Source organism: Paenibacillus sp. FSL R7-0216, from assembly GCF_037969915.1.
Taxonomy (GTDB): domain Bacteria; phylum Bacillota; class Bacilli; order Paenibacillales; family Paenibacillaceae; genus Fontibacillus; species Fontibacillus rhizolycopersici.
The window spans coordinates 413,064-428,844 of record NZ_CP150222.1 but is presented as its reverse complement, the minus strand read 5'-3'; the positions used below and the strand labels follow the sequence as shown (position 1 = coordinate 428,844).

The 15,781-nt window shown below is 54.5% G+C and carries 11 protein-coding genes; all 11 read right to left on the bottom strand.

What is annotated here, in order from left to right; all coding sequences use genetic code 11:
- The 11 genes from MKZ15_RS01895 to MKZ15_RS01845 all read right to left on the bottom strand — a co-directional run bounded on the left by MKZ15_RS01895 (window position 1) and on the right by MKZ15_RS01845 (window position 15,493).
- Window positions 1–321 carry a helix-turn-helix transcriptional regulator gene (locus MKZ15_RS01895; protein ID WP_155606857.1) on the bottom strand — a complete coding sequence of 107 codons (321 nt, stop codon included), beginning with the start codon at window positions 319–321 and terminating at the stop codon, window positions 1–3.
- Between the two features lie 108 nt (window positions 322–429).
- Window positions 430–1,539: a GerAB/ArcD/ProY family transporter gene (locus MKZ15_RS01890; RefSeq protein WP_339819399.1), complete on the bottom strand. Its 1,110-nt coding sequence runs from the start codon at window positions 1,537–1,539 to the stop codon at window positions 430–432.
- A gap of 18 nt (window positions 1,540–1,557) precedes the next feature.
- Complete coding sequence (locus MKZ15_RS01885) at window positions 1,558–2,658, bottom strand: Ger(x)C family spore germination protein (protein WP_339819396.1); 1,101 nt, start codon at window positions 2,656–2,658, stop codon at window positions 1,558–1,560.
- Window positions 2,648–4,144 (bottom strand): spore germination protein, encoded by a 1,497-nt coding sequence (locus MKZ15_RS01880; protein ID WP_155606860.1) that lies wholly within the window; start codon window positions 4,142–4,144, stop codon window positions 2,648–2,650. The genes MKZ15_RS01885 and MKZ15_RS01880 overlap by 11 nt, the downstream gene beginning before the upstream one ends.
- A 90-nt stretch (window positions 4,145–4,234) precedes the next feature.
- A complete protein-coding gene (gene pgmB, locus MKZ15_RS01875) occupies window positions 4,235–7,207 on the bottom strand; it encodes a beta-phosphoglucomutase (protein WP_339819393.1) in 2,973 nt (990 codons plus the stop codon).
- 52 nt (window positions 7,208–7,259) lie between these two features.
- A complete protein-coding gene (locus tag MKZ15_RS01870; protein WP_339819390.1) occupies window positions 7,260–8,639 on the bottom strand; it encodes an FAD-dependent oxidoreductase in 1,380 nt (459 codons plus the stop codon).
- 6 nt (window positions 8,640–8,645) lie between these two features.
- The gene (locus MKZ15_RS01865; protein WP_339819388.1) at window positions 8,646–9,476 is read right to left on the bottom strand and encodes a carbohydrate ABC transporter permease; all 831 of its coding nucleotides are present in this window, start codon (window positions 9,474–9,476) and stop codon (window positions 8,646–8,648) included.
- 19 nt (window positions 9,477–9,495) lie between these two features.
- Complete coding sequence (locus tag MKZ15_RS01860) at window positions 9,496–10,398, bottom strand: sugar ABC transporter permease (RefSeq protein WP_213623141.1); 903 nt, start codon at window positions 10,396–10,398, stop codon at window positions 9,496–9,498.
- Window positions 10,399–10,611: 213 nt separating this feature from the next.
- Window positions 10,612–11,952, bottom strand: a complete 1,341-nt coding sequence (locus MKZ15_RS01855) for an extracellular solute-binding protein (protein WP_339819385.1) — start codon at window positions 11,950–11,952, stop codon at window positions 10,612–10,614.
- 113 nt (window positions 11,953–12,065) lie between these two features.
- The gene (locus MKZ15_RS01850; protein ID WP_213623139.1) at window positions 12,066–13,664 is read right to left on the bottom strand and encodes a response regulator; all 1,599 of its coding nucleotides are present in this window, start codon (window positions 13,662–13,664) and stop codon (window positions 12,066–12,068) included.
- Entirely contained in the window at window positions 13,661–15,493 is a 1,833-nt protein-coding gene (locus MKZ15_RS01845) for a sensor histidine kinase (RefSeq protein ID WP_339819381.1), read from the bottom strand. Before MKZ15_RS01845 ends, MKZ15_RS01850 begins: the two co-directional genes overlap by 4 nt.
- Between the last annotated feature and the right edge of the window lie 288 nt (window positions 15,494–15,781).

Here is a 15,781-nt window from a genome sequence, read left to right as displayed (position 1 = left end):
TTATTCCCAAGACATGATTTCCTTCGTGACGTTCCTCATATGGTTCATTCGCTCGTAATCCAGCCATAAAATCTCTCGGCCTTGGCCCGTGATCGCATATACCTTACGGCGGCTGTCCGCCGTGGCCACAGGTTCAATCCACTTCAGCTTCACCAGATTGTCGATTGCCCCGTACAAGGTGCCGGCCGCCATCCGTACCTGCCCGCGGCTGAGCTCCTCCACCTTCTGCATAATCAAGTAACCATGCGCCGGTTCCGCCAACGCGAGTAAAATATAGTACACCGTTTCCGTTAGGGGCAAGTGCTTGTTGTCCCTGCTCATCGGTTTCGTCCCTCCCTCTACGTACGCTCGATATATCGTACAACTGTATAGTTACACTATATATAGTTTGACTGTATATTGCAATAAAAAAATACGCACCGCCCGTCGTCAACTACTTCGGGCCGAGCGTCTGCGTTTCAATGCTTCTCGCCCAAGAGCAACGAGGAACAGCAGCGGAAGATAACCAAAGGTGAAGGCGCCGCCAACCAACGAGATGACATGCTCCATCCGCTCAATACTCACGGGAGTCCGCATCGAGAGCACCATTCCGATAATGACAAATGTGGTCGTCCCTAATGCCCATTTCCTCGAGATTTTCAGCGTCCGGGTCAAAATACGCACCGCCGCCCAGATCGACATACAACAGATGGGAAAAATAACGAGCAGCCAGTTGAAGATATAGATATAGTCAAAGCGCTCCAGGAAAGCGAAACGAATGATTTTCGAGAGAATCAAGGTCGGCCAGAGCGTGTGCTTCAATTGCCGGATATTGAAATAACTGAGCGTGGTCACAAGGATCGTCATGTAGAGCAGGGTAGTGTGAGCAACCGCGAGATGAGCCCATCTCTGCGCTTTGGCGTTATTTTTGATAAACGGATAATAGAACAACAGGAACTCGGGCCCCAGAAAGATGTAAATGGATTGGACCGCCGATTTGGCATAATCGCCTAGACCATGGTTCCAAAGGGGAAAGAAATTGAGCCAGTGGGCAATTTTCAGAGGGAAGTACAACGACGGCAGGACCAGACTGGGGATCACGACACAGAGCAGACAGATTCCGGCGACGACGCGAAACCCTCCGGATACGATATACCCGGCCACCGCTAATAGGATGATCGAAATTTGCCAAAGCGGCGCATCGGGGAACACCCACACATGAATAATTTCCCCATAGGGACGGATCTGCCCCGTGCAGATCAAGACGCAATAGAAGAACAGGATCCCGGATAAACCGTTCCCGACGATAGGACCAAACAGTTGGCGGTGAAGAGAGAAGATATCTCCTTCTTCGGCCATCCGCATCAAGCGGAATAGCATCCAAATCAACAAATGCATGCAAGCGCCGACAAACAAGACGGATACCCAGGCATCCTGCTCCGCGCCGTCTACGATCTTTTGCTGAAAATTCAACATGCCTATCCCCGTCTGGACACCATGAATGAGGAACCAGACGAGGTAACCCGAGACTTGGTTGCTTTCCTTGACGGTACCGCTCATCCGACTCCCCACCTTCTTCTAATTTCCGATGCCCGATTCTTTCAGGGTGATTTGGGTATGAAGTTCAAAGCGCATATTCGGGTATTCCCTCTTATAAAAAGCCTCCTCATCCCACGATCGGCGATGCGCCCGGACGAAGTCGCCGACGCCAAGCGGATCGACCCCCTGGTCCCGCAGCTTGTTCAGCAGCCTCGTCTCGCCTAAATCGATTTGCCGCTCCAGCATGGACACGATCTCCCTGTAAACCACCAGGTCCCGCATGTTCACGCCGCTTGGCGGTTCCTTCAACATCCCTTCTAGACGCAAGTGGATCGTCAATTTCGTCGCACCGGCATCCCGGGACAATCTTAACAACGGCCTCCCCTTGAACACGTTAAAGGCCGCCGTCCGATATCCCGGTTCTGCGGAAACAGTGACAGGAAGAATCCCACCTGTCCCTCTTCCTTTCAACATTTTGAGAAGCAGCGTCTCCTTGGCGCCAAGCACCAATTTGAGGCGGTCATCATGAAAGATACCAAGACCCGCTAGTTCGATTTTGCCGTCGTGATTCTCACTCAAATAAGGGGCAAACGGATCTCTTCCCTCTCCGTAATAATTGAACAGGAAGATCTGCAGGTTATTCAGCGGCACGTTATCGGACGTGATGTTCTGTTCGATCAAATAATAGGGCAGCGCCTCCCGGTGTTCGCCTTCCAGATTCCGGAATAACCGTTCCGGCGGTTGCTCCGATACCGCCACAATCATACTCGTACTGATCAGCGGATTCCGGCAAAAGGTGTGAATGAAATGGGCCACCCCTTGTTCCGCCATTCGCCGATCAAACACCAGCAGCCGCAGTTTCCCCAAATGGATAGGATGGGGCGACTGCATGTTCATCTCGCTGAGCAATAGCTCCATATTTTCGCCTTTTCCCTGAAGGGGCATGATCTTGTCACCACGCAAATGGTCCACGTACAATCCGACCGCCTGGTACTCCTCCTTGTCCCGGTTTACCCCAAGTACGGACAGGATTTTGATATTGTCAACGATCCGGTTTTGGCTGCAGCCAGCCAGGATCAACACCAGTACGAGGAGACCCAAAACGACAGGCATTTGATGACGCAGCGGCTTACTCAACATCGTTATCCTCTTTCCGGGAACGAGGACGGTAACGAAACGCCGACAAGGGACGAAGGAATAAGCTGCGATGGGCCATGTACTGGTAGGAGGCCCGAATGACGCTGTCGTCCAGGTTCCCCTTCCGGAACGGATAAAGCGGTACGAGATAAGGAATTCCCAGCGACTTAAGACGGATCAAATGACCCATCAGTACAAGAAAACCCGCCGTGATGCCAAACCCTCCCAAGAAAGCTGCCAACAAGACAAAAGGGAAGCGCAACAGCCGAATCGTATTGGCCATCTTAAAAATCGGAGTTGTAAAAGACGCCAATGCGGAAAGGGCAACGATAATCAGCAAAATATTACTGGTCAACGCCGCTTGTACCGAAGCTTCGCCGATTACAATCCCGCCGACGATCCCGAGGGTCTGTCCGATTTTGGAGGGCAGGCGCGCTCCCGCTTCCCGGAGCAGATCGATCGTAATCTCCAGAAAGATCACCTCCACCACCGGCGGAAACGGAACATGAATACGCGACTCAATCAGCGGCCCCAACATGCTTTCAGGGATCACCTCGTAATGAAATGTCATGACCGCCACGTAAATCGGGGTGGCAAAGATGGAGAACATCACGCTCAGCAGGCGAATAAAGCGAAAGAAGGATCCCAATACCCAAGGTAAATAATAATCCTCCGGCGACACGAAAAACCCCAGAAAGTTGGCTGGGGCCGCCATTGCGTAAGGAGAACCGTTGGAAAAAACAGCGACCTGCCCGGAGGTAATCGCATACGTGATTCGGTCGATCCGTTCGGAAGACAAGAACAACGGAAACAACGTGTTCGAATTATCCGCGAGGATCTCTTCCAGTTGGGAGGTATCGTACAACACCTCGAAATCAAAATCTTGGAGACGTTGCTTCACCGCATGGACGTACTCCGGATTGGTGACGTCCTCCAGATATACGACGGCGATTTTCGTCTTCGAACGCGAACCGACCGTCAGCGTTTCAATGATCAACCCGGGGGTTGGAAGCTTCTGCCGTAAGAGATGCAGGTTCGTATCCAAGTTCTCCACGAATCCGGCCTTGGGTCCAACCACGCTGAACTCGTTCTCGGTATCGTTGTTCTGCCGCTGCCCCAATTGACCGTTATCCAGGTTCGCCAGGATATACGTACCTTCCGCCGAACTCATCCGGAGGAGCACGCACCCCTCCATGATTTTCGCGACGGCCTCCGGCTCCTGTTCCGTTTGGTTTACCTCGGCGAACGGCAGCAAGCCTCGTATATCATCCGGGCGTACGAGTTGATCTCGATGCTTCTGAATCGCCGGCAGCAGGAAATGCGTGACTTTCTCCGCCGACACTAAGGAGCGAAAATAGGCGATTCGAATCAACCCTTCATCGTCCTCAAAGGGAGAGAATTCATGAAAATCGCTGGATTTTTGAGCCAGGGTCAGGGTTAACCGACCTGCGTGTTGCCGCCCCTTTTCGCCGGAAAGGTCCACAAACATCTCCCTCGATTTCAATGATTTTCCTATAAGGTGCCGCAGCGTGTCGGGTTTTATGCACAAAACCGGCACCCGAATGGGGTGCCGGTCACGTTAATTAGCAGCGAGATGGTACGAATCCGACAATATGGCCAGGTTCAGCTTCCTTGTAGAAGAAAATACTCGATGGGCGTTGATTAACGTCCCGGGGTCTCCGATGCCAATGGCCACCATATTGGCGCAACGGATCGCTTCCACACCGGAGGATGCATCCTCGATGCCGAGGCAATTTCTCGGGGGAACGCCAAGCGCTTCGGCCGCCCGCAGGAAAATTTCCGGATCGGGTTTGCCCCGTTCCAGCATGCCGGCATCCACGATCTCGTCGAAGTAGCCGGTAATCCCCAGCGAGGCCAGGATGGCCGCAGCGTTACGGCTTGCCGAAGCAACGGCCATGCGGATGTCGCGTGCCTTCAGCTCTTCCAGCAGCTCCCCGATACCCGGCAGCAGATGCTCCGGACGGATGCGGTGGATCAACTCCCGGTATCGTTCGTTCTTGCGCTGCATGAACCGTTCTTTTTCGACTTCCGAATAGCGGCGGTCCGAACGTTGCAGCAGAAATTCGAGCGAGGTTCGGCGGTCGACGCCTTTCAGGTTTTCGTTATACGCCTTATCGAAGGGGATCCCGAGTTCGTTCGCCAACTCCAGCCAGGCCTCGTAATGGAATTCGGCCGTATCGGTCAAGACGCCGTCCAAATCGAAGATGACTGCCTCCAGGGCCCGGTTCGGCAGGGTAACTTCTCCTTCGATCTTGACTCGGTTGCCCAAATGGCGGATGGTAAGCGGTTCGCCTTCCGCCAGCCGGTAGACGGTGTGATCCTTCGTGACCTGAACGGACAGCATGCTGCCCGCAAACCGCAAATTAAACGCATAGCTCGTCCATTGGGCAGGGATATCCGGCGCGAATTGCAGTTCTCCATCCACCTGCCGCATCCCGGCGAACCCGTCGACGATCATCAACCGGCTGCCGGCCATCGAGGCGGTATGAATCCCGTCTTTGACGTTGAGGTGGTAATCGTCCAGATCGACCCGGGCCGTTTGCTGGAAGAAGCCGTAAGCTTTGTCCATATAACCAAGTTCGGCGCCGATGATCCCGTGAATGCAGGTGGATAGGGAGGAATCATGCGTCGTCAGCGGCTCGTAGTAGTTATAGTTCCGCTGCTTCTCCCACGTCGCAAACCGCGGGCTTTGCGTATACATCGCCATGACCAAGTCGGCCTGCTTCAATACCTGATGGCGGTTGATCCGCAAGCTATGATAATGCATCATCAGCGGGTAGTTCTCTTCGGGCGTCGCCGTGAAGTCCCATACCGGCTTGTTCAAGAAGGAATCGTCCTGGCCGATCAGCCCGTTCTGCCGATGAATGTAAATGCCGGCCGCCGCTTCGCTCCACCGGGCAACCTCCTCCTCGCTAATCCCCATGGCGGCGACAAGCGCCGCCCAGCGCTCCGGACGCTCCTCCCGCAAAGCAGCCGCAACCTGCGCCGCATACTCGAGCTGATCCTTGATCATCAGGTTCGTGTAGGCATTGTTATCGACGACGGTCGTGTATTCGTCCGGCCCGGTCACGCCGGTAAAACAGAAACCGCGGCCTTCGATCCACGCCCCTGCGCCGGCGAAATAACGCGACGTTTCGAACAGGATATCCGCCCCCGCCTCATACAAAAAGGGCTTGTCTCCCGTCGCTTCCACGTACTTCTTCAACGCGTAGCAGATGTCCGCGTTGATATGGATTTGGGCCGTGCTGGCGGACGGATACGCCGAAGTTTCCTCCCCGCCGATCGTCCGCCAGGCGTAAAGCGCCCCGGCCTCGCCCATTTCCCGTGCCCGTTCCCTGGCCTTCGGGAGAATGTAATGCCGGAATTTTAGTAACTGCTTGGCGATGTCCGGTTGAACGTACAGAAAATAAGGGAGCATATAGGTTTCGGTATCCCAGAAATAATGGCCATCATAGCCTTCCCCCGTGATTCCTTTCGCCCCGATGTTGGTCCGGCCGTCCCGGCCGACAGACTGCAGCAGATGATAGGCGTTAAAGCGCAACGCCTGCTGCAGCTCGGCATCCCCTTGCACCAAGATGTCCGCAGACTTCCAGTATTCGTCCAGAAAGGCCTGCTGCGCGGCCGCCAACTCGGCATAGCCCGCCGTAAGAGCGGCTTCCAGCTCATCCGTGGCCAGCTGCAGCAGCTTCTCCTCCGGGTTATCCCTAGAGGTATAATACGCGATGAATTTATCGAGGACAACGGTGCCGTTCTCCTCCGCCTGCACGCGAAAACGCTTCTCGATCCACTGGTCCCCCGCAGCCGTTTCCAACTCGTAAGCGTGGCTGAGGGCGTGTTCGACGCCGCAGAGCAGAGCGAAATTCGTCATGCTCGTCAATTGGAGCAAAGCGCCGAACGTCCGATGCTCATACGCTTCCTTCGTTTGCAGCACTTGCCCGTTGAAGGCGGAACCCGCTCGCGGGTCGCCTCCCCCAGCCTGATTCGCCACTCGCCCATCGACCGACGACGCGAGCAGGATCTCCCCCGAGAAATTCAACGGCGTCACTTCATACCGGATCGCGGCCAAATGCTTGCGGGCAAACGAGGCAAACCGCTCGATTCGAATCCGCAGTTTTTTGCCCGTTGCCGTCTCCCAGACCTGAGTCCGGATGACCGTCCCTTTCCGCATGTCCAGCCTACGGCTGTATTCACCGATCCGCTCGGAAAACAAATTGAATTTCTCGCCGTCCACGTACAGCTCGACAAGTTTGCCGTCCGTGACGTTCAGCATCGTTTGGTGCACCCGGGGATGGCCGTAATGACGCGCCTTCGGGTATGCGATCGGGGAAGAGTCGTAAAACCCGTTCAAATAGGTGCCGTGCAGCGACGTTCCCGGTGGGCCGTCATATCCCTCCTCAAAGTTGCCGCGAATCCCGATATACCCGTTGCCGACGGCAAACACCGTCTCATCCCGCTGATTCGTCTCCGTATCGAACGACGATTCCGTTACCGTCCAGGGTTCGAATGGATAGATGATCTGACCTGACCGCATGTGCTTCTCTCCTCTCTTCTCCCGCTTCCGAGACGGGTTCTTGTTCTCAAGGCTAGGACAAAATCGCTCCGCTTTGCACCAACGTCTCCTGAAGAGCCCGGACGTCCACGTCCGCCGGCGAAATGTCCCTTGCCGCCGCCATCGCCGCGGCCGTGCCTGCGGCTTGCCCAGTCGCCATACAGCTCGGCGTCAGCCGGGTCGTTGCCAATGCTTCATGCGTCGTGGAGATACAGCGGCCCGCGATCAGGAGATTATTGATGTCCAGCGGTAGCAAGCAACGATAAGGAATGTCGTAGGCACCGTCACCGTTGATCCAGGCCGCTTGGACAGCTTTGCCCGACGGATCGTGAATGTCGATCGGATAACCGCTACGGGCGATCACGTCCTCGAAGCGGCGGCCTTGCACCACGTCCTCCATCGCCAGCGCATAGCGCCCGACGATCCGGCGCGTCTCCCGGACTCCGATCTGCGTGCCCACCTGAGTGATTTCTGCTCTGGCGAAGCCCGGAAGACAACGTTTCATGAAGTCTGCGATCATCAGCACTTGCTGGCGTCCCAGCTCCTCAGCTTCGGTCAGTTGCTCTACGTCGGTCCCGTCCAGCCCTTGCACGCGGACCATATTCACGACGATCTCGTCCTCGCCCGGCCCGGTGAAGAACAGCACCTGATCGCGGTTGATGGGCAGGCGGGCTTCCTTCCAGTGCTTATAAAAGCCCTGCACCGCCGTCAAGGGAAGCCCCACCAGTTCATCGAACGGCGTCTTGCGGTAGAATTCGTCCGGATGTTCGATCATGTACTGCTTGACGACCTGTAGATCGACGCCCTTCATGCGGAACTTCATCGTCATCGGCTGGGTTTTGCCGTCCGATTCCCGGCCCTGCCGGACGGGAGCGCCAGCGAAGTACGCCAGGTCGGCGTCGCCCGTCGTATCGACGAACTGCTTGGCCCGCAGTTCCACCGGCCCGGACTTGGTGGCCAGCTTGACGGCCCGGACCGCTCCGGCTTCGGTCACAGCTTCATGCATGAAGCTGTGGGCAAGGACTTTCACCCCGGCTTCCCGCAACATCTCCAAAGCAAGCAGTTTGTACATTTCCGGATGGTAAGGCGTCACTGTGTGTACGAACCCGCAGGTGTCGCGAACATGGCCCGGCGAGGCCCCTTTCGCCGTCAACCGCTCGACGATTTCCTGGGCGATACCAGCGATCACCTGTTTGCCCTCCGTTGTATGGAACGTCATCCACGGATACACGAGAGCAATGGTGGACATGCCGCCGAGAAATCCGTATCGCTCGACCAACACCGTCCGTACGCCCTGTCGCCCCGCCGCAAGAGCGGCGTTGATGCCCGCAGGCCCGCCGCCGACCACGACGACATCAGCTTCCAAAATATGATGCATAAGTTTCACCCTTTCTTGGACTGTCTTGTAAATCATCTGAATTCAGCCTTTGACCGCCGAACTGGCGATCCCCTCCACAAACCAGCGTTGAAAGAACGCCACCAGGAGGATCAGCGGCAGCAAAGCTGATACCGAAGCCGCCATAATTGCGGTATAGTTGGTCGTATTTTCGTCCACGAAGTTCGTAAGCGCCAACGGCAACGTATATAGCTCGTTTGTTCTCAAGAAAATAAGTGGCCCCTCGTATTCATTCCAGTGCCAGGTGAAGCTGAGGATTAGCAGGGAGACCAATGCCGGCTTGGTCAGCGGCAGGGACACTTGCCAGAAGGTACGGAACACGCCGGCGCCGTCCACCTTGGCCGCTTCGAGGATTTCGTTCGGCAAGGTACTGAAGAACTGGCGCATGATAAACGTGCCAAGCACGGAGAACATGCCCGGCAAAATGATCGCCCAGTGGCTGTCCACCAAATGCAGCTTGTCGAACAAAATAAATCGCGGCACGAGCAAAATTTGCGTCGGGATGATCATCGTAGACAGATAGAGAAGGAACATTACTTCTTTTCCCCTGAAATCTAGCTTGGCGAAGGCGAAGCCGGCCAAAGCGCTGGTTGCGATCGTGCCGAGCACGCTAATGGCCGTAATTTTGATCGAGTTCCAATAATACAGGCCGAACGGGTATTTCCCGGCCCACACTTCAAGATAGCTGTCAAAATGGAAAGTGTTCGGAATCCAGTCGATCGGCGTCTGGAACATTTGTGACTGCAGCTTGAACGACGACGAAGTCATCCATAAGAACGGCAGAATCATGCAAACGGCCAGCGTGGCGAACACAATCGTGAGAATCCACTTCATAAACTTGCGTTGTAATATCATTTCTTTCTTCCCCTCCTGTTTAGAACTCGTCCTGCCATTTCTTCTGTCCCTTCCACTGCACCAGTGTAATCAGCAGGATGATCAGGAAGAGTGCCCAGGACACGGTTGCCGCGTAGCCGACCTTATAATACTGGAAGGCCTGAATGTAGATGTAATATGACAACACCATCGTGGAGTTGAGTGGCCCCCCCTTGGTCATGACGGATACAGCGGCAAACACCTGGAAAGTCGAAATGATCAGAGTGATGGCAATCATGAAGCTGGTCGGCTTCAGACGCGGGATAGTGATGCTGAGAAATTGTCTTAGCTTGGAAGCCCCGTCCACCTCGGCCGCTTCGTACAAATCCTTAGGGATACCCTGAATCCCGGCCATGTACAGGACCATCGTATACCCCGTGTAGGTCCATGCCACCATGATAATGATTGCGGGCAGCGCCCAGTGCTGGCTGGCCAGCCATCCCGGGACGCTGCCCATGCCGAGCCCCCGCAGAAACTGGTTGATCGGCCCTTCCGACGGGTTATACATGACGCTCCACACGACGGAAATCGCCACGATGCTGCTGACGTACGGAAGGAAAAACAATACGCGCAGGAAATTCTTCAAATAGACGAACGAATTCAAGAAAACCGCCACGATCAAGCCGACGAGCATGGCAGCCGGAACGGTGACCCCGGTGAAGATGACGTTGTTCTTCAGCGACTGCCAGAAATAATTGTCCTGGAACAGCTGTTTGAAATTATCGAGCCCGATCCAATCGATCCCGTCGTACCCGCGCAGATAGTCCCAGTCCATGAACACCATGGCCAAACTGATCAATAGCGGAAACAGGATGAAGATGAAGACGCCCAAAAAATTCGGCAGAATGAACAAATATCCAGCCAAGTTATCCTTATAACGGTTTTTGCGGATTCCGTATTTCACGGTTGGTTCAGCTCCCTTCTCTCATAACCGTATAGTATGAAAAATCGCCTTCGCCCGGAATGGACAAGACTTGGCGTTTTCCGTCCAATTCTTTCCGTGAGGAAATGCCCGGAGGCAGTCAAGAATTCTCCCCTTTGTAAACAAAAAGGCAAGGATCCTGGTTCAGGTTCCTTGCCTTGCTACGCTTTGTGTTCGCTTGCCTTGTCCCGTGCATTATTTGCTTTCGGATTGGATCACCTTGTCGGCACGCTCTTGCATCGCCGCGAGCGTGTCGTCTACCGATTGCTGATCCATGAAATATTTCTCTGCCTCTTCTTTAGAAATCGTGGTGATTTGAGGGAATGCCGTCGCTTTCTCGCGAACCGCAAAGATATAATCCGCTTTCAGCACGTTACCGAGCGATTCCTGGTCGATGACGTCCTGCTTGTCGCCTACGATCAATTGGGTCACTTGGTCGAAATCGGCGGTTTTGTTCGTCGGGATGCGTCCGCCCGCAATCATGTCCATGTTGCCTTCCTGCAAGTACCAGGACATGAATTGGAAAGCTTCTTCCTTGTGGGCGCTATTATTGTTGATGGACATGAAGTCGTTCATGCCGCCGTTGTTGACGTTCGTGCCTTTTTCGTATTGCGGCGCTGGAGCGAAAGCAACGGCAAAGTCGCGCGGCCACGTGTCGGTATCCTTCAAGCTTCTCATCATCCAAGCTCCGCCGTAAACCATTGCCGCCTTGCCGGTCAGCAGCTCGTTCGCCGGATCCAGCTTATTGGCGATGCCTTCGCCCCAGCCGACCATGGCGCCTTCGTCATACAGCTTCTTCTGGATTTCCAGGCCTTTCATCATGGCCGGGTTGTTGAAGTTGGACAAGCCTTCAGCGGTATAGAAAGAATCCTTCGGCTGGCTAGAAACCAGCGTAAACTTGCCGATCAACAGATCCGCGCCCGGCGTGACGAACGCGCCTTTGCGGTCGTCCTTGTTCAGCTTGAGCGCCAAATCGGCAAATTCATCCCAGGTCCAATCCGTCGGTACGGGCTGGCCGATTTCATCCAGAGCGGCTTTATTCAGTACAACGAAATCGATATTTTTATAGCCCGGCAGGTAGTGGGTTTGATCGTTGAATTTCAGCAGATTTTCGCTGCCGATCACTCCGTCCACGTCGAAGCCCTGCGTGCTGATCATCTCGTCCAGCGGAGCCGTCATGCCCGAATTTTCGCGGCGGAACAAGTTGTTCTCTCCATAGCTGAAGAAGATATCAGGTGCGTCGCTTTGCATCATGAGCGCCGTATCCAGCTTGGTGTTGCCGGCGTCGTCGTTGATGTAACGCACGTATTTCACTTGAACGTCAGGATGGGCAGCGTTCCATTTGTCGACCACCGTCTGCGGACCGTTCTCCTCCGGAACCGCCCCCCAAATCGTCAGGTTAACGACGTCGCTGTCGCCGTTGCTCCCTGCACCAGCCGCGTCTTTGTTCCCGTTCTCATTGCCGTTCGAGCAACCGGTAACCACGATCGTAGCCGCCAGCGCCATGGACAATATGCCTTTAAACCATTGCTTCATTCTTAAGTCCCCCCAGGTAGTGGATTGTTTCTCTTGCTATGAATAAGGTAACAAAGCCCGTCCGGGGAGAACATGGCCTAATCCTCGGCAAAACAGGGTAATTCTTATCGAATCTATTTTCCCAGGTATAATCGACGGAATTCCAACGGATACACCCCTTCCATGCGCTTGAATTGTTTGCTGAAATAATTGGAATCTCCGTACCCGACCATCTCGGAAATTTCATAGATTTTATAGGTTTGGTCCTTTAGCAGTTCACGGGCGCGGTCCATACGAATCCGGGTGAGATGGTCCATGATCGTATGCCCGGTTTCTTTCTTGAACAGGATGCTCAGATAGTTCTCCGTGAAACCCACGGCTTTAGCTAATTCCGACACCTTCAGCGGCTGGTTGAACTGCTTGCCGATCGTCTCCAGCACGACCTGGATCTCCGGGCGGACCTGCTGATGGGACAGTGACTTAACATATTCCAGATACACGGGCATCCAGCCCCTGCACCACAAGTAGATGTCCTCCAGCGTCTCCAGGCTACGAACGGCATGATACGGATACATTTCCTCGTGCAGCGGGGCCGAATACAAATCCCCGCCGAGCCGGCGGGCGAAACCGTCCATCAGATGGATCCAGTGCACCCAATTCTCCCGCTCCACATCCGGGGGCGGTTTGGGGCCGGCAAGGACGATGCGGTACCAGCCGTCCAGGTAAGCTAGCAACGCCGACTCGTCGCGGATGTCCAACAGCCTCTCCCACTGCTCCTGAAGCCATGGCGCCGGAATCTCATCCGGTTCGGCATAATCGATGCGGTCAAAATACACCAGCGCCTCCGGCCCGGTGTAAAAACGAAAGCCGAGGGCCTTCTCCGCTTGGTCGTAGGCGTGGTGCAGGTCCAAGATATCCTCGAACGGACTGGATACCCCCACGCTGACCGACAGCTTGAGGAAGGTGGCGACGGCATCTTGCATATCCCGAATCAGCACTTCCTGATAGCGATCGGTCAAGATGGTGAACAGGCCGCCACCCATGTCGATCAGCTCGCCATCGGAGTATTTCTTGAATACCTCGCCAAGGACATTGGCGACGGTGTAATGCAGCAAATGCTCGCTCCGAAAGTTGTTTTGCTCTAGCACCTTCGGATACTGGTCCAACCGGAGGTTGATTACGAGAATGGGCGGCGTGTAAGCGCGCAGGCCGAATTCCTGCATGATTTCCTCCACCTCGGCTCGCGTCCCCTGCCGCTTGACCAGGAGTTCTCTCAGTCGCTTCTCCTTGGCTTCTTTGCCGTATCTGCTGACTTTGACTTGCAGCCGCGAAGCCTCCAGGAACTTCTCTGCTTCCTGGCGGATCGTCTCTTTCATGGAGTTCAGCTTCTGCAGCAGCTCCGAAGGCTCCATTGTCAGCTTGAGGATATAATCGGCTGCTCCGAGCCGCAGCGCTTTCTGGACGTATTCGAAATCGTTGTGGTTCGAGAGGATCAAGCACCTCGTCTGCGGCGAAAGTCTGCGGATTTCCTCCATCAGTTGCAGCCCGTCGCAGCCGGGCATGCGGATGTCCGTCAGGACGATGTCGCAAGGGGTATCCCGGAGCAACCGCAGCGCTTCCTCGCCGTTGGCCGCTTCCCCAATCAATTCAAAGCCGTTCTCTTCCCAAGGGATGATCGTCTTCAATCCGATTCGCACAAGGATTTCATCGTCGACAATCAATACTCTGATCATGAATCGTTCTCCTTTCGTTCGGCCGTCCGAGGGAAGGAGACCTCATCCGCAAGGGACGGGTTATCCAACCTTGGTAGCAGGACCTCCACAATGGTTCCTTCTCCGATGACACTGCTCATCCGCAGGCCAAATTCCCGTCCGAAATGCAGTTTGATCCGCTCGTTCACGTTATGGATACCGATGCCGCTATATCGAGCGTGTTCCTGATTCAACTGGCCGGATAGTTCCCTTAGCTTCCCCTCGGCGATACCTATCCCGTCGTCGGATACGGTGAGCTCCAGTCCTTGCTCCGTCTCTTCACCTCGAATCCTGATGGTTAGCGGCGTCCGCCCGCCATGAATGATGGCATTTTCGACGATTGGTTGCAGGGTAAATTTCAGGATCGCGTTGGACATTAACTCGTCCCGAACATTGATCTCAAACTGCACATTGTCATGAAAACGAATTTTTTGCAGGTCAAGGTACACCTTCAGATGGGTCAATTCCTCCTCCAAGGTGACAACCTCCTGCTGCGTTCTCATCGTATATTCCAGCAGGCGGCCCAAGTTGGTGATCATCCCGCTGACATGGTCTGCACCGGACAAAGTAGCCATCCATTTGATGGAATTCAGCGTGTTGAACAGGAAATGCGGGTTGATCTGCGCCTGCAGAGCCTGAAACCGCGCTTCCTCTTTGCGCTGCTGCTCCTTGGATAATCGCGTGATCAACTGCTGCAGCCTCTTCAGCATTCGGTTGTAGTGCTTTCCGACGATGGCGACCTCATCGTCTCCGCGCACCTCCACGTAAGCTTGCAAATCCCCATCTCCCAGCCGGTTCATCGAGCGGACCAATTGTTGCAGTGGCTTCGTGAAGCGAATCATAAAATAGATAAAGACGATCGAGAACAGAAAGGAAACGCCGATCAGCCATAGGATCGATTGATTGCGCAGCCCCCCGAGCTCTTGCCAAAACAGCTTCTCCGGAACAAGCTGAATCACGCGCCAACCCAACCGGGGGATTTCCCGACTGGTAACGGAATAATCCCCTATCGAATCATTCGTACCCGCGTCCGGTTGCTCGTCGGCCACCTTTATATTCTGCAGCAGCCGCGCCGTTTGCTCCACGTTCAAAGGCGAGCTACCGCCAAGTAGGTTGCCCTGTCCATCGGTCAGCAGAAAGCTGCCGCCCCCTTTCGGTTGCGTACCGAAAAAGACGGATCCGGGAATGCCGATCATGAGCAAGTCCGCGCCTTCCCGCTGACTGCCCCCGATCCACCGGCTTAATGTGAAATAAGGCTCGTCCACTCCGGTGAGCTTCCCGATTTCCCCGGCATACGGATATTGCCAGACCGGCCAACCTTTTCGCGCGATCGCCGCCTCTGTCCAGGACTCCTTCTTCAAGGCTTCGAACAGCGCCTTCTCCTTGCTGCGGTTATTGGGCCCGGAAGCCGTTGAATGCACGTAGCCTCGGTCGTCGATTACCGCAATGATCGCATCGCTGCCCAGCAGAATGTCGCGGATATTGACCAGCTTCTGTTGAATGTTGTTATAGCGACGCAGTGATAAATAGCTCGTCTCCCAATCGTCGTCAGACTCCAAGAATTCAATGAATTCCGGATCGTTCATGATCAGGTTCGAAGCCTTTAGCACGCGTTCGGTCAGATCGTCCATATTGCCGACCACTTGGCGATGCGCTTCCTCGTTGCCGCGACGGGCCTCGTCCATCACGACTTTGCCCGAAGACATATAGTAGTTGTAAAAAATCGTCCCGATCGGAATCACGATGCAAACAAAAAAAGAGACCAAGATTTTCCCCCGAATCGAACGGGGAAGAACATTTAGTCTTTTCATATTAGAAATGACCTTCTTTATTCATGGGTTATGAATCTACGATAGCATATCGAATGCCTTTGAAAAGGGTGGATAGTTGACATCTTCCTGCTATTTCTTTGTTATATGCCCTCGTATTGTAGCATAGCCTAACGGCGTTTCCCTAACCGCCTCCATTTTAGTAAGCCTCCCTGTATAAATATGCAAAATAGCGCGTCCAACGGTTTGATGGATGAAGCGATTCGCAGTATGATAAATCATGTTGAGAACGGATACAAGGAGGGTGGAAAGAAACGGCTAACTTTTCTG

Excerpts from the sequence above, each read along its gene's own strand:
- MKZ15_RS01870 (WP_339819390.1), bottom strand. The coding sequence starts at position 8,639 with ATGATTTACAAGACAGTCCAAGAAAGGGTGAAACTTATGCATCATATT.
- MKZ15_RS01855 (WP_339819385.1), bottom strand. The coding sequence starts at position 11,952 with ATGAAGCAATGGTTTAAAGGCATATTGTCCATGGCGCTGGCGGCTACG.
- MKZ15_RS01865 (WP_339819388.1), bottom strand. The coding sequence starts at position 9,476 with ATGATATTACAACGCAAGTTTATGAAGTGGATTCTCACGATTGTGTTC.
- MKZ15_RS01890 (WP_339819399.1), bottom strand. The coding sequence starts at position 1,539 with ATGAGCGGTACCGTCAAGGAAAGCAACCAAGTCTCGGGTTACCTCGTC.
- MKZ15_RS01850 (WP_213623139.1), bottom strand. The coding sequence starts at position 13,664 with ATGATCAGAGTATTGATTGTCGACGATGAAATCCTTGTGCGAATCGGA.
- pgmB (WP_339819393.1), bottom strand. The coding sequence starts at position 7,207 with ATGCGGTCAGGTCAGATCATCTATCCATTCGAACCCTGGACGGTAACG.
- MKZ15_RS01845 (WP_339819381.1), bottom strand. The coding sequence starts at position 15,493 with ATGAAAAGACTAAATGTTCTTCCCCGTTCGATTCGGGGGAAAATCTTG.
- MKZ15_RS01895 (WP_155606857.1), bottom strand. The coding sequence starts at position 321 with ATGAGCAGGGACAACAAGCACTTGCCCCTAACGGAAACGGTGTACTAT.
- MKZ15_RS01880 (WP_155606860.1), bottom strand. The coding sequence starts at position 4,144 with ATGTTTGTGGACCTTTCCGGCGAAAAGGGGCGGCAACACGCAGGTCGG.
- MKZ15_RS01885 (WP_339819396.1), bottom strand. The coding sequence starts at position 2,658 with ATGTTGAGTAAGCCGCTGCGTCATCAAATGCCTGTCGTTTTGGGTCTC.